Annotated in this window: 18 protein-coding genes; 5 read left to right on the top strand and 13 right to left on the bottom strand. The window is 57.3% G+C overall.

Annotated features, from left to right (window positions below; all coding sequences use genetic code 11):
* Positions 1–309 precede the first annotated feature (309 nt).
* The 3 genes from ACEN83_RS11960 to ACEN83_RS11950 all read right to left on the bottom strand — a co-directional run bounded on the left by ACEN83_RS11960 (position 310) and on the right by ACEN83_RS11950 (position 3336).
* Entirely contained in the window at positions 310–708 is a 399-nt protein-coding gene (locus ACEN83_RS11960; protein ID WP_495580396.1) for a YfeK family protein, read from the bottom strand.
* Between the two features lie 147 nt (positions 709–855).
* Entirely contained in the window at positions 856–2334 is a 1479-nt protein-coding gene (locus ACEN83_RS11955) for a DASS family sodium-coupled anion symporter (protein ID WP_116582160.1), read from the bottom strand.
* Between the two features lie 54 nt (positions 2335–2388).
* Positions 2389–3336, bottom strand: a complete 948-nt coding sequence (locus ACEN83_RS11950) for a lactate/malate family dehydrogenase (protein WP_495580395.1) — start codon at positions 3334–3336, stop codon at positions 2389–2391.
* A gap of 829 nt (positions 3337–4165) precedes the next feature.
* On the opposite strand from ACEN83_RS11950, the gene gabP reads away from it, so the two are divergent.
* The gene (gabP, locus tag ACEN83_RS11945; RefSeq protein ID WP_007974243.1) at positions 4166–5566 is read left to right on the top strand and encodes a GABA permease; all 1401 of its coding nucleotides are present in this window, start codon (positions 4166–4168) and stop codon (positions 5564–5566) included.
* A gap of 109 nt (positions 5567–5675) precedes the next feature.
* Positions 5676–6788 (top strand): choline metabolism transcriptional regulator GbdR, encoded by a 1113-nt coding sequence (gbdR, locus tag ACEN83_RS11940; RefSeq protein WP_495580869.1) that lies wholly within the window; start codon positions 5676–5678, stop codon positions 6786–6788.
* 51 nt (positions 6789–6839) lie between these two features.
* On the opposite strand, the gene ACEN83_RS11935 is transcribed toward gbdR, so the two are convergent.
* A complete protein-coding gene (locus ACEN83_RS11935) occupies positions 6840–7757 on the bottom strand; it encodes a bifunctional helix-turn-helix transcriptional regulator/GNAT family N-acetyltransferase (RefSeq protein ID WP_495580868.1) in 918 nt (305 codons plus the stop codon).
* A 239-nt stretch (positions 7758–7996) separates the two neighbouring features.
* On the opposite strand from ACEN83_RS11935, the gene ACEN83_RS11930 reads away from it, so the two are divergent.
* Positions 7997–8428 (top strand): bleomycin resistance protein, encoded by a 432-nt coding sequence (locus ACEN83_RS11930; protein WP_495580394.1) that lies wholly within the window; start codon positions 7997–7999, stop codon positions 8426–8428.
* 85 nt (positions 8429–8513) lie between these two features.
* Here ACEN83_RS11930 and ACEN83_RS11925 read toward each other — a convergent pair whose 3' ends face one another.
* The 9 genes from ACEN83_RS11925 to ACEN83_RS11885 form a co-directional block, all read right to left on the bottom strand.
* Entirely contained in the window at positions 8514–9278 is a 765-nt protein-coding gene (locus ACEN83_RS11925; RefSeq protein ID WP_495580393.1) for a tetratricopeptide repeat protein, read from the bottom strand.
* Between the two features lie 907 nt (positions 9279–10185).
* Positions 10186–10848 carry a hypothetical protein gene (locus tag ACEN83_RS11920; RefSeq protein ID WP_495580392.1) on the bottom strand — a complete coding sequence of 221 codons (663 nt, stop codon included), beginning with the start codon at positions 10846–10848 and terminating at the stop codon, positions 10186–10188.
* An 80-nt stretch (positions 10849–10928) separates the two neighbouring features.
* Positions 10929–12305: an ATP-binding protein gene (locus ACEN83_RS11915; RefSeq protein ID WP_495580391.1), complete on the bottom strand. Its 1377-nt coding sequence runs from the start codon at positions 12303–12305 to the stop codon at positions 10929–10931.
* Positions 12281–12946 (bottom strand): response regulator, encoded by a 666-nt coding sequence (locus ACEN83_RS11910; protein ID WP_495580390.1) that lies wholly within the window; start codon positions 12944–12946, stop codon positions 12281–12283. The genes ACEN83_RS11915 and ACEN83_RS11910 overlap by 25 nt, the downstream gene beginning before the upstream one ends.
* A 96-nt stretch (positions 12947–13042) precedes the next feature.
* On the bottom strand, positions 13043–13480 hold the full coding sequence (locus ACEN83_RS11905) for a hypothetical protein (protein ID WP_495580389.1): 438 nt from the start codon (positions 13478–13480) through the stop codon (positions 13043–13045).
* Positions 13481–13508: 28 nt separating this feature from the next.
* Positions 13509–14273 carry a COG4705 family protein gene (locus ACEN83_RS11900; protein WP_495580388.1) on the bottom strand — a complete coding sequence of 255 codons (765 nt, stop codon included), beginning with the start codon at positions 14271–14273 and terminating at the stop codon, positions 13509–13511.
* A 316-nt stretch (positions 14274–14589) separates the two neighbouring features.
* Entirely contained in the window at positions 14590–15690 is a 1101-nt protein-coding gene (locus tag ACEN83_RS11895) for a polyamine ABC transporter substrate-binding protein (RefSeq protein WP_116582174.1), read from the bottom strand.
* Between the two features lie 128 nt (positions 15691–15818).
* Positions 15819–16634 (bottom strand): carbon-nitrogen hydrolase family protein, encoded by an 816-nt coding sequence (locus tag ACEN83_RS11890; protein ID WP_495580387.1) that lies wholly within the window; start codon positions 16632–16634, stop codon positions 15819–15821.
* A 307-nt stretch (positions 16635–16941) separates the two neighbouring features.
* Positions 16942–17898 (bottom strand): AraC family transcriptional regulator, encoded by a 957-nt coding sequence (locus ACEN83_RS11885; protein ID WP_495580386.1) that lies wholly within the window; start codon positions 17896–17898, stop codon positions 16942–16944.
* Between the two features lie 199 nt (positions 17899–18097).
* On the opposite strand from ACEN83_RS11885, the gene ACEN83_RS11880 reads away from it, so the two are divergent.
* Both ACEN83_RS11880 and ACEN83_RS11875 read left to right on the top strand, forming a co-directional pair.
* On the top strand, positions 18098–19051 hold the full coding sequence (locus ACEN83_RS11880) for a diiron oxygenase (protein WP_495580385.1): 954 nt from the start codon (positions 18098–18100) through the stop codon (positions 19049–19051).
* A gap of 81 nt (positions 19052–19132) precedes the next feature.
* A complete protein-coding gene (locus tag ACEN83_RS11875; protein WP_495580384.1) occupies positions 19133–19567 on the top strand; it encodes an MAPEG family protein in 435 nt (144 codons plus the stop codon).
* The last annotated feature ends 62 nt before the right edge of the window (positions 19568–19629 follow it).

The following is a 19629-nucleotide window of genomic DNA, read 5'->3' as shown; positions in this document are numbered from 1 at the left end:
CCGACGTTTTTCAGACGAGCGTCAGAGGAGCGCCAAATAAATGGCAAATGAGATTTATTTCTCTCGCAATGGCTGTTCGCCAGCCATGCCAACTCAATTGAATTCCTTGCCGCGGCGACGCTGCGACGTCGAAATATCGCCGGAAACCGTGCCACGCTTTGCCTATACCCGAATGTCTTCAAGCGGCCAAAAGCAGACGATCAGGAGTCTCTTTGAATCAGGGGAAAGATATGACACTCGGAAAAAGTCGAGCGCTTTCCTTCTTGGCCACGGAGCGCCATTCAGACTGTTATCGGACTTGAGACAAAATCAATGAAGTTGCCGTTGCCTCTGTAGTTCTCTCTTCAACCAAGTGTTTGCCGGTTCTACACCTTCTGAACATCGCACCTCATAGGCACGGCCACTCATACTGCTTTTAGTGGCAGCAAGATCGATGAAGTCTTCTGCGCTGTTAACCAAGTTCTTGCCTTCGAGATATTTCAGTTTCTGTTCCAGATGTGCCCGAGCGCGGGGACCTGGGTATTCGTTCCCATTGCGCACAAACTGACACTCACTGTGTTCGACAAAGTCCAGCAAGCCTTTTATCTCTTGAGTGACTTGAGGTGCGGCGAAAACCTGCACATTAGTGATGATTGCGACAAGGCTGATACCCGCAGCCATCATCAACAGGCTGACAAGCTGCTCTGTAGCCCTCATCCGGATCCGCATGATCAATCCTGGTTTTGAAGGTGAAATGAAACGGGATCCCTCCTCCTGCCGATACAGCGGGTGCAGGAAGACAGCGCACCCAGCTTCGCAACGCGGTACCGCCCTTCTCAATCAGGTGGCTGGCTACTTCTATCCTCCGGTGCCGTCTCAAACATGTCCAAGCAACTGCCACCAAAGCGGGCCGACGACCAGCCAGATCACCATGTAGATGACGCTCATCAAGAAACCGGTCTTCCACCATTCCCCCTGGGTGACGTAACCGGCACCGAACATGACCGGCCCGGAACCGATGCCGTATTGGGTCAGGCAACCGTTGACGCTGCTCAGGATGCCGAGAGCGACCGCTGCGGTGAATGGCGGGATGCCGGCAGCGACCATGAGCGCCATGCAGAGGGGAAACAGAGCACTGATATGTGCCGTGGCGCTAGCGAAGAAATAATGGATGTAGCAATAGATCGCCGCCACCAGCATATAGACAGCCAGCCTCGGGAAACCCTCCAGGTGTGCCCCGAACTCCTTTCCGAACCACGAAACCATGCCGTACTCATTGAGTTTGGAGGCCAGCATGATCAGCAGGCCGATCCAGATCATGGTGTCCCAGGCGGATTTCTCATTAAGGGCATCCTGCCAGGTCAGTACGCCGGTGATGAACAGCAACGAGACACCGAGAGCCGCCGCCAGCGTCGCCCCGATTTTCAGATCCTCACCGAAAATCCAAAGCACCAGCAAGCCAACGAAGATCACCGCCATGATGATTTCCTTGGCCGAGATGGGCCCCATCGCTACGAGTTCTCTCTGTGCCAGGGCCTTCGCATCGGGTGTCTGGCGAATCTGCGGCCGGACAATCCACAGCAAGGCTACCGGAATGAGGGCAAGGCACAGCAAACCGGGAACTGATGCCGCCACCGCCCATTCGAGCCAACTGATTGAGACGCCTTGATCTGCGGCCATCTTGACCGCCAGGGGATTTCCCGCCATCGCCGTGATGAACATGCCTGCGGTGATGATGTTGGCGTGGAAGGCACAGAGGATCAGATAGTTCCCCACCTTGCCGCGCGACTCAGGGTCATCGGCATGGCTGCCGAGGACCTCCGACATCGCTCGGGTAATCGGCAGCATCACCCCCCCGGCGCGAGCGGTGATGCTGGGCATGGCGGGTGAGATAAGGAGTTCAGTCATGACCAGTCCATAACCCAGCCCCAGGGTTCGCTTGCCCAGCAGCCGCATGAACAGGAGTGCGATGCGGTGCCCCAGTCCTGTCTTGATCACGCCTCGGGAGATAAAGAAGGCAAGCATCACCAGCCAGACGAGGTCCGTCCCCGTGGATTTGGTGACGTCGGCAAAGGACACGACGCCAACCAGCACGCCCACCGTGGCGCTGATAATGGCTACCGCCGACATCGGAAGAGGGGCGGTCATGATGCCGGCGATGGTGGCGACGAACACGGCGAACATGTGCCACGCCTTCACGTCGAGGCCAGCCGGTGCCGGGAGGAACCAGAGGACGATACCTATGCCCACCGGGACGAGAAATTTCCAGACATTACTGAGATGCCCTTCCGATGGCGTCGGTTTCGTCATGGCCGGGCTTGCAGGTTGCGAATCCTTAGCGGGTAATACAGCCATGATATAAACCTCTTGGCGGCACTGTTCGGTTTATTCAGAGCGTGCGCAATTTCCCTAACGGGCGAGAAGCACGCTGTCGGTTGCCTCTTTGACGATGCACGCACTGCGCTGCAAGGCCTCGCGCTCGATGGGGCCGAGTTCCGGATAAGCCAGTAACTGCGCACCTCTGCCATTGACCACCATCGGCAGCGACAAACACACCTCCGGTACGCCTTCGACTTCAGCATGCACGACAGCGACCGGCAGAATGAGGTCGGTGTTATGTACGATGGCCTGGCAAATTCGCCCAATCGCACTGGCGACCCCATAGTGGGTGGCGCCCTTGCCTTCCTTGATGAGCGTGGCTGCCTCGTGCACGGAGCGCAGGATCAGATCGCGGCTGGCAGGCCCCAACTCTTTACCGCTCCTGGCCAGGAACATGTCGAGGGGCATTCCGCAGACCGTCGCACCGGACCAGTCGATCAACGCGGATTCGCCGTGTTCGCCGAGAACGTAGACGTGAATCGCAGGCGCCACGACGCCCAGCCGCTCGGAGAGCAGCGATCGCAGTCGCCCGGTATCGAGGGAGGTGCCGGTGCTGATAACGCGCTCGCGCGCGCAACGCAGGCGGTCAAAAACGACACTGGTCAACACATCGCAGGGGTTGGTCGCGATGACGTAGATCGCATCCGGGGCCAACGGTGCAGTGCGATCCACAACTTGCGCTGCAATGGCCGCATTGGTTCTGGCCAAGTCCAGACGAGTCTGCCCTTGTTTCAGACCGACACCAGCGGTGATTACGATGATGTCCGCGTCGCGTGCGTTCTCGTAATCACCGGCATAGAAGCGATTGTGCCCCCAGAACGCTGCTGCGTGGGTGAGGTCCAGCGTCTGCCCTTCGGCTCGTATTCGCGCGACATCGATGATGACGATCTCGGCGCTCGGAATAGCCACGGCAGCAAACAGGGCTGCTGATCCGCCAACCAATCCTGCACCGACGATTACGATCTTCGGTTGCCGCATCGCATGCCTCCCGTCGCCCCAGGAGAATTGGACACCTGAACCAGGCATCCGCCAATGGACAGTCAAGCTTGAAGTGACGCGAAACCTACATGAGCCGACAGCCTGACTACTCGGGCCGACTCTCAATCGATTTCGTTACACATATCTTTTGCGTAATTATTGAACAGCTCACTCGACCCCAAGGGTCCAAGGGGGTGTCCTTCAAGGCGAGCGAGCCAAAAAAGGAAAACTCTCAACAGGCTGTTAAAGGCTAGCCGCACATGATGAGTTCCTCATTGGGAACCGGCAGGAAAAGAGTAGCTCAACATCGACTGGGTGCATGCCCGTGAACTTGGGAATAATCGCACACCAGGACGGTAGGGATGGTGATCAGGCTAACGTGAGGCCCAATCGGAACAGCCGGGCTTGTATCGGCCAGAAGACGACCTTCACCCACTGGCCAAATTGATGCTGCCATACAACGTTATCAATAACCCCTCTCGGCAAAATTTGCGGGCGCTCTGGACCCTATCGAGCCAATACCCTCCCCCTCAATGAACCCGGATGATTGCCTTTGGCCACTTAGTGACCATCTGGTTTTCATCGCGAACACAATGACTTCCTGTGTCGATATCAGACACGGATGTGGCGTGATCAGGTAACTGAATCATCGGACAAGCCGGGTAAGGTGGCGCACCTTTTCATCGAAACGACCACGTCACGATGATGGGCTTGATAAGAACTGCAGCGTTTGAAGGGTGCTTCTTTCGAGAAGCCCGACAGGCAGCAATGATGATCTGTTGCCCCTATCCATCCGCTTAAATGTCGATCGGCAGAGAATAAAAAACCAATGATTAGCCCGAGCTCCAAGGATTCGAGTGGCCAATTGGCGCAGGGCTTCAAGCCTCGTCACGTAACAATGCTGTCAATCGCCGGTATTATCGGCGCCGGTTTGTTCGTTGGTTCAGGACACGCCATTGCGGCGGCCGGCCCGGCGGTGCTGCTGGCCTATCTGTTCTCTGGCCTGCTCGTCGTTCTGGTCATGCGCATGCTCGGTGAAATGGCGGTGGCCAACCCGGACACCGGCTCTTTCTCCACCTATGCCGACCAGGCCATCGGCCGTTGGGCCGGCTTCACCGTCGGTTGGCTCTACTGGTGGTTCTGGGTGCTGGTGATCCCTATCGAAGCGCTGGCCGCCGGTCATGTATTGAACCAGTGGTTTCCCCAGATCGATGCCTGGCTGTTCGCCCTGGTGTCGATCATTGCACTGGTGGTGACCAACCTGTTCAGCGTGTCCAAGTACGGCGAGTTCGAGTTCTGGTTCGCCATGGCCAAGGTGGTGGCGATCATCGGTTTCATCGGCGTGGGCTTTGCCGTGTTGATGGGCTGGGTTCCCGATCGGGAAGTCAGCGGATTGAGCGGCCTGATGGCCGAGCACGGCGGGTTTGCTCCAAACGGGTTGTCGGCGGTAGTCGGCGCCTTCATCACCATCATGTTCAGTTTCATCGGTACCGAAGCGGTCACCATCGCCGCCGCCGAATCCGACAATCCCTCGCAGAACATTGCCAAGGCCACCCGTTCGGTGATCTGGCGCATCGGGGTGTTTTACCTGCTGTCGATTTTCGTGGTCATCTCCGTGGTGCCCTGGAATGACCCGCTGCTGGCTTCGGTAGGTTCCTACCAGCGGGCACTGGAAATCATGAACATTCCCCACGCCAAGTTCATGGTGGACGTGGTGGTGCTGATCGCCGTGGCCAGTTGCATGAACTCCTCGATCTACATTGCCTCGCGCATGCTTTATTCGCTGGGCCGTCGCGGCGACGCACCGAAGGCACTGAAAGCGACCTCCTCCGAAGGCGTGCCGCGGGCAGCCGTCATCGCCAGCACCGTGTTGGGCGCGGCGATCACCGTGTGGAGCTACTTCATGCCTGCCGGGTTGTTCGAGTTCCTGCTGGCCAGTTCCGGCGCGATTGCCCTGGTGGTGTACCTGGCCATTGCGGTGTCGCAGCTGCGCATGCGCCGGATGTTGCGTCGGCAGAACGTCGAGCTGACCTTTCGCATGTGGCTGTTTCCCTGGCTCACCTGGTTGGTGATCCTGTTCATCTGCGCGGCGCTGGCCGTGATGATGGCCTCCCCTGATCACCGTACCGAAGTGAGCACGACCATTGGCCTGGCGCTGGCGATTTCCTTTATCGGCCTGGTGACATCGCGTCACCCCGCGCAGGCTGCGAGAGTGACATCGGTGGGATAAAACCCGGAAGGTAGTTGCGCCGAACCTGATACCCCCTACGCCAGGACTGGGGGTATTACCCGCTCCTGTGTCTCAGGCCGTCATCGCTTTTTGTGAGGACATGACCACGATGTCATCGAACTCCACCGTGTCCGACGGTAAGACTCAATCCGTCGGTTTTCTGCTGCTGGACAAATTCACACTCATTTCCCTGGCGTCCGCCGTAGAGCCACTGCGCATGGCCAATCAGTTGTCGGGGCGAGAGCTCTATCGCTGGCATACGTTCAGCCCCGGTGGAGAGCCTGTCTGGGCCAGTGACGGCGTGCAGATCACTCCGGATGCTTCATGGAAAAATCCATTGGTGGCGGACACTGTAATCGTGTGCGGCGGTATTGGAATCCAGAGCGTGATTACCCGCGAGCACATTACCTGGCTGCAAGCCCTGGCGCGTCAATCCAGGCGGTTGGGAGGTGTGTGCACCGGTAGCTGGGCGCTCGCAAAAGCCGGGCTGCTCGACGGCTACGAGTGCAGCGTGCATTGGGAATTTCTGGCGGCCATGCAGGAAGCTTTCCCGCGGGTCAGCATCAGCGCGAGCCTGTTCACCCTCGACCGAAACCGCTTTACAAGCTCCGGCGGAACGGCCCCCATGGACATGATGCTGCACCTGATCGGTCGCGATCATGGTCGAGAATTATCCGCCGCCATCTCCGAGATGTTTGTCTACGAGCGCATACGCAACGAACAGGATCATCAGCGCGTTCCCCTCAGGCATGTACTGGGAACTCATCAGCCCAAGCTGCAGGAAATCGTCGCGTTGATGGAGGCCAATCTCGAGGAACCGATCGACCTCGATAACCTTGCAGAATTCGTTGACCTGTCACGTCGACAGCTGGAGCGGCTATTTCAGAAATACCTGCAATGTACGCCGTCACGCTACTACATGAGGTTACGTCTTGTTCGAGCGCGACAACTGCTCAAGCAAACATCATTGTCGATCATTGAGTTGGCGTATGTATGCGGTTTCGTGTCGACACCTCACTTTTCCAAATGCTATCGCGAGTACTTTGGAGTGCCACCCAGTGAGGAGCGTTCCGGCTCGGAAATGAATCGCAAATTGGCAACGCCTGCAACTACGCAGCCGTCATTGACCAAACCGCCGACAGCGCTCGATCAGGCACGAAACGAGTCGACCTTTGCCAGTGTTCGCATGATGGATCGTTCCGGTTTGGTGGAGTCGTACTGATGGGACGGCCCGGCCGCATCCTTTACTGCGCAATGATCGCCATCGACGCCACTACAAATCCCGAGCCCAGGTCTGGCTGACGAGGTCTTTACCGAAACTATGTACCTGTTCCTCTTCGACCAATTGAAAACCTGCCTTTTGATATAGCTTTCGGGCATCGGAGAGCACGCTGGTTGTCCAGAGGATCATGCTCTTGTATCCAGCGTGCCGGGCAAACCGGAGGCTCTCCTCCAGCAATCGATTGCCGATTCCCATGCCTCTGGCACTCGCATCCACATAGAGCATTCGCAGCTTGGCGGTCGTCTCGTCATGCCTGACGACAAAGACCGAACCGATGACCTTGCCATCCTTTTCCGCGATCCAGCATCGCTCGCAGGACGGATCGAATTCGCGAAGGTATTTGGCGACTATTTCTGCCACCAGCGCTTCGAACTCCGAATTCCACCCATATTCGCGGGAATAAAGTTGAGCTTGCTGTTGAACGACAATTCCCATGTCACCCGCTACAGGATCGCGCAGGAGATAAGAGGGATCCCTGTCGCCCAATAGCGTCTGTATCCGTTTCATGGCTTGGGTCAATTGCTCTTGCTGTGGCTCAGGCAAGCCTTGCAGCATCAACACGACTTCCTCACGAGCGGCTTGCTCCAGCGAGGCCAGCACGGTACGACCAGGATCGGTCAGCCGGATTTGAGAAGCCCGGCCATCGCTTGCCGAGCGAGTCCTGCCAATCAAGCCTTTTTTCTCGAATCCACCGATGACCCGGCTAACGTAACCGGCGTCCAGGCTGAGCATCTGACAGAGATCTGAACTCTTCAGGCCAACACTGGCGCCCAACTCATAAAGGATGCGAGCCTCGGTCAACGAAAATTCGGCCTTAAGCAGGTGCTCTTGCAGGGCGCCGATCTGGTGGGTGTAGAACCGGTTGAAGCGGCGTACCGTTTCGGCGCGCTCGGTTATGGCGGCGGACATGAAAATTCTCACATAGTTGCTTTTGGCAATTATATGTTTGATATAAGCAACCATGTCAATCCTGTGATGGTCAAAATGCTACGACCGCTTTGGGCCAGAAGCTGCCACTCAACGCGACTCGATAATTCCCACCCGACCGTGCATCATCATGCTCACCACGATCCCGTCTTGGCAGCGAAGCCGTAGGTACAGTACCTGCCCGCCCGCAAAAACAAGCCTTTTGAAATGGAAGTCATCTCATGTTCGTACGTAACAAACTGGTTCCGGAGTTAATGGTCACCAACCTGGATAGCAGCCTAGCTTTTTGGGTTGCTCATCTGGGGTTCAAAGTAGCTTATCAACGTCCGGATGATGGATTTGCGTACCTTGATCTGAATGGTGCTCAAGTAATGCTTGAGCAGGTTGATCCGGACGCGGGTCAATGGCTGACTGCGCCGTTGACCAAGCCGTTTGGAAGAGGCATCAACCTACAGATTGATGTAGAGGCTGTCGCACCCATCATCCAAAAACTTGTTCAGGCTGGATGTCCACTCTATCGAGAATGCAAAGACACCTGGTATCGGGCTGACGACATTGAAGTAGGCCAACGCGAACTCATCGTTCAGGATCCCGACGGTTATCTCGTAAGGTTGGTAGAGCGGTTGGGTGAGCGACCGGCTTGTTCAACGTGAATCTGAGCCAAGCCGACCGTCAGCAATGGGTCGAAAGAAACCCTTCGTGACAGGCAGCAGTCAGCCAAAAAAGACACCGGGAATCTCACCCGCGCACCAGATAGGCCCCTGAAGGAACCCGATATCGCAGCTTCTTGCATTTACCCGGTGGAGGCTGATGCCCCGGCGGACGATCAGGAAACCAGATTCGGCATTTACCGGGAGGCGGCATATGGCCGCGGGGAATCTCGAACTCAGCGTACGCCCTCTCTGACCCGATACTAGCCATTTGCAATTGACCTTCGGCCCCTACTCTTCCCGCCGTCGGTACATCCGAAACCCGATTTGCCTCAGCAGTAGTGAAGTTGCCAACCTCACGCCCGGTGTCCGCAGTGGATTGCTCAGCAACCGCCACTTGCGCTTCGCGGCGCCTTTGGGTCTCTTCCTCCAGCCCCTTCTGTACGGCGACCACGTCCGCGTTGGTATTGGGTGGGGTTCCCGAAGATTGGGCCTGCTGCGCCGCCTGGATCAATTGGAAGTTGCGGTTGCGCAACTGGACGTTGTTACCGACCCGCATGTTCGAGCGCGCCGCCAGGGTTTCAGCCTGCTGGTACTGCCCCTGCTGAAGACGCAACACACCGAGGTAATGCAGCGTCGCGGGATTGTTCGGCTGGATATGCAGGGCACGCTCAAGCGTGGCGGCGGCCTGGTCCAGTTGGCCGTTTTCATACTGCCGCGAGGCTGTTTCGATCAGGGTGGTTGATGCGTTGTTGCTTTGCGCAGGCGATCTTCGCTCGGCAGCGACAGCACTGAACGAGGCGACAGCGCAGAACACCAGGATGAGGACCGGCAGAGAACTCTTGTTTGGCATCAGGGGGCGGACTCGACTGGACTCGGACGGCACTGCCGATACAGGGCCGCTATAGACCCGGCCAATACCCTGAAGTTCCTGCTGCAAGGGCCGTCGCAACCGGTACTTTTTTTGGTACTTCACGGAATCCCGGGGGAACACAGATTACGAAATATCTGTAGGAGCTGCCGAAGGCTCCTACAGTTTCCCGGAATTATGTGATGAACCTTTTTTTACCACCCCGCGACTGAGACCGTTGGCTATTTAAGCAACGGCCCCCTAGAACTTTTCCCTATTTACCGGTCTATGTGGATAGGCACATCCGCTCGGCAAGCACGCCCCCTTACAAGCTTCCCGCCGCCCGATAGCCACACGTCCGATTGTCCATCAGAGGTTGTCTTCGCTCATGAAATTCCATGTCCCACGGAGGGTGCTCTTCGGCCTGTTCGCATTCGCGGCAGTGGGCTCGGCATCCGCCACACAGATGAAGGACTCAACCCCTGCTTTTGCAACTCAAGCCCCAGCCGTCCAGACGCCCGTCCAGGCCGCCGGCAACCCTTGGCCGACCTTGGCCAGCATGGCCGGCAAGCAGCTGGGGCCGTTGCTTGCCCATGACGACCGCTACTGGCATGACGGCCGTTGGCACGATCGTAGAGACGATTGGCGCCGAGACGACTGGCGCAGGGATCAGTGGCGCAGAGATCAGTGGCGTAGAGAGCAAGCCCGCCGAGAAGCCGAGCGCCATCGTGATTGGGAGCGCCACCGTTACGAGGACGATCGCCGTTACTATCGTCGCTAGTGCGAAGCCCCGGAACAATCCGGGGCGCAAGCCGCCCTTCGTGACAGGCCGCAATCGGCCAAGAAGGGACATTCGATAAGCCCAAAAAGCCCCGTTATCGCGGGGCTCAACACAAAGTGAAGAACGAGGTTAGAACGACTCGACTGGCTTCTTGGCTTGCTGAACCAGCTTGTTTTCGTCCAGTTTCGGGAAAGAAAACTTAATGATGATACTGGACTCGTCACCCTCGCCAGAGACAATCAAATCAGCACCCCTGATGTTGGCAGGTGCTGAATTCATCAAACTATGGACGTTGGAGGCCCCCTTGGCCGGGGTGAGCCCTTCAACAAAGGAATAGGTCAAGTCGTTGGCGGTCAACGCAACATTCTCGTAGTTCGTGAGTTTGGCTGTGTATTCATCCTTGCTCTTTGCTTTACCCGCGAGCTCAATGAGATCCAGCACGGATTTCCCATCAGTGAGCGACACCAGAGTAAATGTCTTTGCAAGAGCGCCAATGGCGCGACCGAACAGGTCTCGATCATAGGGTGCAAACAGCGAAACCAACATCAGTTTGTCACCACTAAAGACCAGGGCCGCGGTGAATTTCTGATCAAGAAAATCCACATCGTCCATGCATCTTGCAGTAGCCCCTACTTCAGTTGAACAGTCGTAGTAGCCTGCCGCCTCGGTGTATTTGGCAATCGGCGTGTCATAAACGTAATTTTTGAACAGGTTGTCTTCCGCCAGCGCATTCTGCATGCCGGGAAAAATCCCCATGGCGGCCAGCGCTGCAGCAAAAACTTTCTTTGACATGGATTCCCTTCCTAAATGAGCATTGAGATTGATAGCTAGATGCTATCAGTCAGATATGCCCTGCTCAATCCCATAATGATTCACGCCTGCCCAGTGTCAGCTTGAAGCGCATGCCTGTTCAACCAGACCGAAACACATAATCCACTCTTGCTCACCTCATCCGAAAAATTCAAACGGATACGTGCCCCGGTACGATCTGCTATCGCTGTGACTATCGACAAACCGAGCCCGGAGCCTGCTTCACCGGTTCCCAGACTGCGATAAAACGGATCAAATACCAGCGATTGCTCTTGCGCACTGATACCCGGGCCCGAGTCCTTGATTTCCAGGATGACAGTCTCCTGCGCCCACTCGACCCTCAGGTCGACTCGTCCGCCAGCCGGGGTATAACGGATCGCGTTGTCCACCAGGTTCTTGACCAGGATAAACAGATCCATTTCGTTGATGATGACCCGCACGTCCTGGGTACTTTCAACACCGATATCGATGCCCTTGTGCTCGGCCAGTGGCAGCAAGTCTTCCAACACTCGACGAAACACTTCATGGACCGATACTGATGTCTGTGAGCGCTCCACGATCGATTGTGCGGCCACCAGGGCGAGCAATTGTTCGATCAGTTTTCTACTGCGCTCGATTCCCTGGGATAACGGCAAAAAGCATTCGTGGGTGGCTGCCGACATTTCCGTGGACGACATTCGCTCCGCCTGCAATGACAGGGCCGTCATCGGAGAGCGCAGTTCATGGGCTGCGTCGGCGATGAAGCGACGCTGCGTTTCCATGGCCTGTGCGACGCGTTTGAGCAATCGATTGATGGCCACGACGAAAGGCCGGATCTCGATCGGCAGATGATTTTCGTCGATGGGATGCAGTGCCTGCTGATCGCGCTGATCGATTTCGGCCGAGAGAGTCGCTATCGGACGGAACAGCTTGCGCACCAGATCACCCACCACCAGCAGCAACACAGGAAACAGAATCAGAAAAGGCAACAGGCTACGCCAGGCGCTTTCGCGCGCTTCCTTGTCACGCACGTCAGCCTCTTGAGCGACAACGATACGTTCGCCCCCGGTCAATGTCCTGACCAGTACCCGAAACTCTTCACCCGCGATGTTCAAGGTCGACAAGCCATCGGCCAGCGTCGTGGGAAAGGGCAAGGGTATGGTTGCGTCGTCATTGCCGGTCGCTTTCCCGCTATCGGCCAGGTATTGCACGATGACCCTCGACTCTTCGTCGTCACCAGCGACCTGTTCCGCTTTGGGATATCGCAGGCTCATCTGCTGTCGATCAAACAGCACCGCCACTTGACGCAGGGTTTCATCCTGCATTTCGTGCGCCTCTTTGAGTGAGGAGACGAAAGCGAACACACCCGCCAATACTGCGACGATGAGGATGGCCAACGACAGCGTCACGGAAAGCCTCAGCTGTACCGAGTCGCTCAAACGCCTTTTGAAACCATCCATCCCATTCCCCTGACGTTTTTGATGACATGACTCCCCAGCTTGCGCCGTAGTGCATGGATCAGGAATTCCACCGCGTTGCTTTCCACCTCATTGCCCCAGCCGTAAATACGATCTTCAAGTTCGCCACGCGAGAGAATGGCGCCAGGCCGCATCAACAGGGCCTGCAAAAGCGCGAACTCGCGACTGGAGAGTTGGATGTCGGCAGTGGTGGCGGTGTTGGCCAGTTTAGAGACCAGGTCCAACGATACCTCACCGTTATCCAGCACTGACTGGGCGTTACCGCCGCGACGGCGTAGTACGGCCCGCATGCGTGCGAGCAATTCCGCCATGGCGAAGGGTTTGAGCAGGAAGTCGTCGGCGCCGCCGTCGAGGCCACGCAGGCGGTCATCGAGGCCATCCCGTGCGGTGATGATCAGCAGCGGCACCGGGTTGTTGCAAGCGCGAATGGCATCCAGCACATCGAGCCCGTCCTTCCCGGGTAGCCCGAGGTCCAGCAACAGCAGGTCATAAGACTGGGTGTCCAGGGCGGCCAAGGCAGTGAGGCCGTTTTTCACCCAGTCGGTGGCGTAGCTTGCATCGTTCAGCGCACTCTGAATGGCATCACCAATCATCAGGTCGTCTTCGACCAGCAGAATCCGCATGTTCCGCTCCGATAAGAAAGGCGCGACGGTCATGCCGGTCGCGCCTGTATTGAAACACCAGAATCGGGGTTTGTCCGCCGTCGATTCAATGCGGCGTCACTGTTTGCCTTTCATCGAATCGAAGGCCTTGAGCAAGTCGCCCATCGCTGCCTTGCATTCATCCTGCTTTGGCGAGCTGGCGCGAAGGGCGTCGAGCGCCCGGTCGATGGCCTTGTCCAGCACATGCCAGTCGCTGGCGGCGCGGGGTTTGATGCCAGCTTCGGCGGAGTCCCAGGATGTTTCGAGATCCTTGATACGGGCCTTCGCCCCGGGCAGATCGCCTTTGTCGACGAGTACGGCCACATCGGCGGCAATGCTGCGGAACTCGCTCAAGTCGCCCAGCTTCGAAGCAGACTGAGCGGGCGCACTGATCGAGGTGGTGGTCGTGCCGGCACCGGGTTTGTCGTCGGGTTTCGAGCAGCCAGCCATGCTGCCCAACAGCACGAGGGACGTGACTATGGCAACGTGACGGAGTGCGATTTGAAAGAAGCGCATGTCGATTCCTTGATAGGTTTCTGAAAGGTTACTGAGTGACGGTTTTACGGTTGCCAATGCTGATTTGCGCGATTGCCACCAACAGCACGATGACAGTCAGGAAGATGGCGCTGGTCCAGGTGGCGCCCATGCCCAAGCCACCGTAGGTCTTCGCCTGGGTCAGCAAGTCGCCGAGGGAGGCGCCAAACGGGCGGGTCAGGATGTAGGTGATCCAGAACGTCAACACCACATTGGCGCCCAGACGCCAGGCCACCAGCGTTGCGGTAATCAGTGCGCCGAAAATAATCACACCGACGGTGAACCCCAGGCCCAGGGCTTCAGTAGCCAGATCTCCGGCGGCTGTGCCCAGGGCAAAGGTGCAGAGCACGGTAGACCAGTAGAAAAACTCGCGGCGCGGTGTGTCGATTTCACGGATCGACAGATTGTGCTCCACTCGATACCAGAGCAAAAAATTGACTGCCAACAGAACCGAGAACACCGCCGTGCTGACGTACAGACTGATGTCGAGCATGTCGGTCATGATGTCGGTGATCTGCGTACCGACGATGCTCACCAGCACCACGGTCAACCAGTAGATCCAGGGTGAATAGGCTGTTTTGCGCATTTGAAAGAACAGCGCACACGCCAATAACAACGCCATGCCGATGCTGGTCCAGCCAGCACCGAACCCCGCATCTACGGCGAGAAAGTCGGCACCGGTTTCACCCACTGTTGTCGAGAGAATCTTGATCACCCAAAAAGAGAGTGTCACGTCGGGCACTTTATTGAGCCATCCGGCTTTTTCGGGATTCATGTGCGGGTAACCTCTTCCAAGCGACGCGGAACTTGCGCGAAAGAAAAGATACAACGCAAAACTTAGCTGAGACTGAGGGATAGGAATGGGCCTGCCAAAGGTGCCTTTTCGGGGACAACTGCGACGTTGCAATCCACTTGACCACCTGTTTGCATTTGACCTGACCCGTCACTTGCCTTCGCTCCGACCACCGACTGCATCGGATTTGACCGGCACGCCTGGTAACCATGACTGGCAGGGAACGGCCAGAAGCAGTCACGATGGATCTCCAGGGCCGTGCAAACAAAAGGCCCTGATCATCCTTGCGCAGATACGCTCAACTGCCAGTCCTGATCTTGCTCCAGAGACGGGTGCGTACGCGTTCCATTTTCAGCGAGATCGGCTCCAGCGGGAACAGAGTATCCAGAACCTGCTTCGACGGATAAACGTCAGGATTATTGCGAATATTCTCCTCGACCAGCGCGGTGGCGTCCTTGTTGGCATTCGGGTATGCCAAGTAGTTGGAGGACTTGGCGATGACCTCAGGGCGTAGCATGTAATTGATGAAGGCCATTCCTTGCGCTGGATTCGGGGAATCGTTAAGCAGCACAAGGTTTTCCACCCAAACCGGAGCACCTTCGCGAGGAATGCTATAGATGATCTTGCGTCCGTTCCCGGCAAGTCTGGAGCTCTCTTGTGCCCCGAAAACTCCACCAGCCCAGCCGAGCACAACACAGATGTCGCCATTGGCCAAGTCAGCGCTGAATTTGGATGAGTCGAAGTAACGGATGTAAGGGCGCAGCTTCAGCAACAGCGCCTCAGCTTTGCGGAAGTCCTCAGGATTCTGACTGTTGTAGGGCAGCCCAAGGTAATGCATTACTATCGGAAAAATCTCGCCCGGTGCGTCCAGCATGGCCACGCCGCATTGGCTCAACTTGGCGAGGTTCTCCTCCTTTAAAATCAGGTCCCATGAATTGACCGGAGCATCCGGACCAAGGATCGACTTGACCTTGTCCGCATCATAACCAATCCCGGTGGTGGCCCACATATACGGAATTGCGTATCGATTACCTGGATCGTTAGCTTGTAACTTGGCAAGGATATCCGGGTTGAGATGGTGATAATTGGACAATTGCGCGCGGTCTATTTCCTTGAGGACACCGGCCTTTATCAGGTTTGGCAACAGCCCATCGGTAGCAATCACCACGTCATAGCCGCTACGACCGGCCATGACTTTACTTTGCATGACATCGGCGTTATCGAACGAGTCATACGTCGCTTTGATGCCGGTTTCCTTGTGAAAATCTTTCGTCGCATCCGGTGCGATAAAGTCGTACCAGCTGTAGATATTCATCTGGGGCTCAGCAGCCTCAGTGCAGAGGATGCTTGTACTCAACAGTGAGGCAAGGACTAGCTGTAAACCGACTTTCGGGTTCATCTGGAGACTCCGGAGCGGTAGCGCTGTTTAAAATATCAGCGCTGCGCCTGCTGATTGTTAGATTTATATGGCAGGGCCGACATCGGCAAGATCAACAACGTATTACTGGGGAAAAGCATTCGAGCGACTCAAGGAATCAGCAGCTCGCGACGACCATCCGTATGCTCGAGTTGTACGCCTGTCAGATGCAGGCGACGGTCGTTGAGATAATCGTAATCCCGACGGGACTCCTTGAGCTGGCCAAGGTCAAGCGTGACCACCTGCTGACACTCCTCGCGGCCGGCCTCAAACATTATTTGCCCGAACGGATTGACCACTGCACTGCCCCCCGCGAACACCAGGCCGTCGTCCCCTTCTCCCACCCGATTCACCATGACAGCAAACGCCTGGTTTTCCTGGGCGCGAGCCATGATTGCCGTGCGATGGACCGGACCGTAAGGATCCATGTTGCCGTTAGTGACCAGTATCAGCTCGGCGCCGAGCTGCCCGAGGGCGCGGGCGCTTTCCGGGAGTTCGATGTCGTAGCAAATCAGGATGCCGACACGCACGCCCTTCCACAGTGCCGTGACATAGCGGTCACCCGGCTGGAACAGACCACGCTCCGATGGCCACAGATGGGTCTTGCGGTAGCGCAAGGCGATACCTTCTGGGGTCACCAGTACCGAGGTGTTGTAAAAGATGCCGCCATCATTCTCCGCAATGCCGACGACGACCGAGACATTACGCTTGCGCACCAGCTGCTGGACGGCCTGCAAGGTGGGGCCATCCAAGGGTTCGGCCACACTCGCCAATTGCTCGGCATCGACAAATCCCGTCAGGTGGGTTTCCGGGAAGATCAACAGATCCGTGTCAGCCGCGCAGGTAGCGATGGCCTCCAAGGTACGCCCGAGGTTGTGAACGACATCGCCGTCACGGCCAGCCAGTTGCACCAACTCAATCTTCATCTCTGTTCCTTGCACAGTTAAGTAAGGGCCCAATCCGCCAGGCTTGGCCAGAGTATGCTGCGCGGTAGAGCGACACGTAATTACCCGCCAGGGGTAACCACAAATGAGTAGAGACGTGAAAGCGACATTGCAGGATGGGGTCGAAATCAAGTGAGCGTCCGCTGATTCAGACGCAGGATCGCCCCAATTTCTGATGGATTCAATCGCCCTGCTGGACCCTACGCCCACACAGGGAATGGCCGCTTCACGCCACGAGGAGACATTCTCCGCCTGGCTTGACCAGACTGTCCTCTAGCACCGGCCTTTCTCAGACCGATTGTCTGCGCCAGGTGCCGGGTGATGTGCCGAACTGGCGTTTGAATGCGCGGCTGAACGCCGCTTCGGATTCGTAGCCCACTGCAAAGCCGATTTGCGCCACGTTACCGCGACCTTCTCGCAGGTGTTGAGCTGCCACGTGCATACGCCAGAGCGTCAGGTATTGCATCGGTGGCTGCCCGACCAATGCCGTGAATCGCTCCGCGAATACCGAGCGCGACATGCCCACTTCAAGCGCCAGGGCTTCTGCCGTCCAGCCCTCGGTTGGACGGGCATGGAGCAGCGCCAGTGCGCGCCCGATATGCGGATCTCGCAGGCCCGCCAGCCACCCGCGCCGTTCAGGGGGGAGGTTCGCGACATACTGGCTGACGGCTTCGACGAACAGCAGTTCGGAGAGCTTGGCGATGACCGTTGTCGAGCCGACGCGTCCCGCCGCGATCTCACTGACGGCGAAACGGAATGAGCTTTCAATCCAGGCGCCTGAAGCCGTCGCGCGGACATCGAGCTTCAACAAGGATGGCAGCGACGAAAGCAATGGGCTGAACGGTGTTTCAGAGCCGAGGAATCCGCACAGTAACTGTGTGGCCTCGCCGCCCCCGCCGCACTTGATTCGTGATATGCCGCCGACTTCCGGCGGCTGAATGATTTCGCGCGCCGACATGGTCGCAACACCTAGATCACTACCAAAGGTATGAACGTCATTGCGCGGCAGCAGAATGAGCTCGCCGGCCTGCACGTCGAGGGTGGCACCCTCGTCGACTCGCAATTGCATGTGCCCCGCCGCGACAAAATGCGAGGCAATGATGTGTCGAGGGGCGGCCAGGAAGGGTTTGCAATCGTCGGCGGAGATTCTTCCGCTCAGACACCAGGGCGCAGTGAACTCCGCCTCGAGGAAGACCCCTCCAGACAGCCGAATCACCCGCAACACATCAGATAGCGCATCCAGCAATTGCCAGCCCTCCTTTCCGGAGTCCCGAGCATGTAATCAGGCGCACTGGTCATTCGCCGCCTGAACGGCGAGGCCTAGATTAGCACCAACGCGGACTCAGTGATCGAGACCATCCCCAGACGCTTCACCGATTGTCATTGACTCCCGCGCTAACCGTAATTGGCCCATACCAACTCGAACACGCAAGCCGGAGATCAGTATGAACACCGCCGCTACCCTGCCCCGCCCGGACTCGGGCAACGCCGTCCGCTATGCGCAACTTGTCAAATCCTCGAAGAAAGCGGAATGGCAGATCGATCGCGACTTGCTGCAGGACCGCAGCTTCGACTTCTCGCGCAAATTCTTGCCCGACGGCTTATCGCATATCGACCGCCTGACCTTCCTCGGCGCAGACGAGGCACGCCTGCTCAGCCAGATTCAGGGCCGAACCTATGCGTATATTTTTGGCCTGGTCGAGCGTTTTATCAGTGCCAAGATGCTCGATCAGGGGCGGGCCCATGTCTTTGACGATCAACTCGCCCTCGAAGCGCTGGTGCGCTTTTCCAACGACGAGATCAAGCATCAGGAGCTGTTCCGGCGCATCGAGACGATGATGGGTACTCGTTTGCCGGCGGGATATCGTCAGGTTGCCGATCCGAACGATGTGGCGCGCGCGGTGCTGGCGGCCAGCACCTGGGCGGTCCTGGCGCTGACCTGTCATATCGAGCTGTTCGTGCAGACGCACTACGTGCAGAGCATCGCCCCACGCGAGGAGTTGTGCCCACTGTTCAAGGACGTCTTCAAGTTTCACTGGAAGGATGAAAGCCGCCACGTCGTACTCGATGAACTGGAGTGGGAAGCGGAGCACGCGAAACTCTCCCCGGCCGAGCGCGACCAGGCCGTGAACGATCTGATTGCCCTGGTGGCGGCCGTCGACGCGATCCTGCAGGCACAATCGGCAGCCGATGCCGACTACTTCATGGGAAATACTTCACGATCGTTCAGTGTCGATGAGACCGCGCAAATCAAGGCCTGCGTGCTGAGCGCCTACCGCTGGCAATACATTGTCTCGGGCGTACAGCATCCCCACTTTGGCCGGCTGCTTGCGCGCATGACAACGCCGGCACAGATGTCCAGGGTCCAGACCGCACTGGCACCCATCATGGGCCAGTGATCGACAGAGGGCGACCGACCGCACGTCGGTCGCGCGACAGTGGGATGACGTGTTGAAAATGATTGATCGAGGATGGCAGCCATGACGACTCCGATGTGGATGCTGCTTGGCTTTGCGACCTGGACCTTGCTGCTGTTGATGGCAACCGTCGGGGTCTATCGCTGGGTCAGAATCCTGTTCTCGAAGGTTCCGATCGCTTCTTTCCGAAGCGATCAGCTCGAAGGCGAGGATTGGTATCGGCGCGGGACAAGAGCACACGCCAACTGTGTGGAAAACCTGCCGGTCTTTGGCGTCATCGTGCTCGTGATTTCAGCCCTTGGTATCGACGGCCCTGCGGTGAGCTACTTGTCCATCATCGTCCTGATCGCTCGTGTGTGTCAGTCTCTGGTGCACGTATCCCATGTGCAGACCGATAGCTTCGTGGCGGTTCGATTTACTTTCTTTTGCCTACAATTGATCTGTTTTCTCGCACTCATTGTCATCGCCGCTGGTTACGGCGCAGGCATACTCAAATAGAGGTACGACTGTCCGGCAGGGAACGTCTCGACTGATCGCAGACGCCCCTGTCCAACCTCCTT

Source organism: Pseudomonas sp. Pseusp49 (assembly GCF_059491875.1).
The sequence above is the reverse complement of the archived record's forward strand: the minus strand, read 5'-3'. Positions and strand labels throughout refer to the sequence as shown.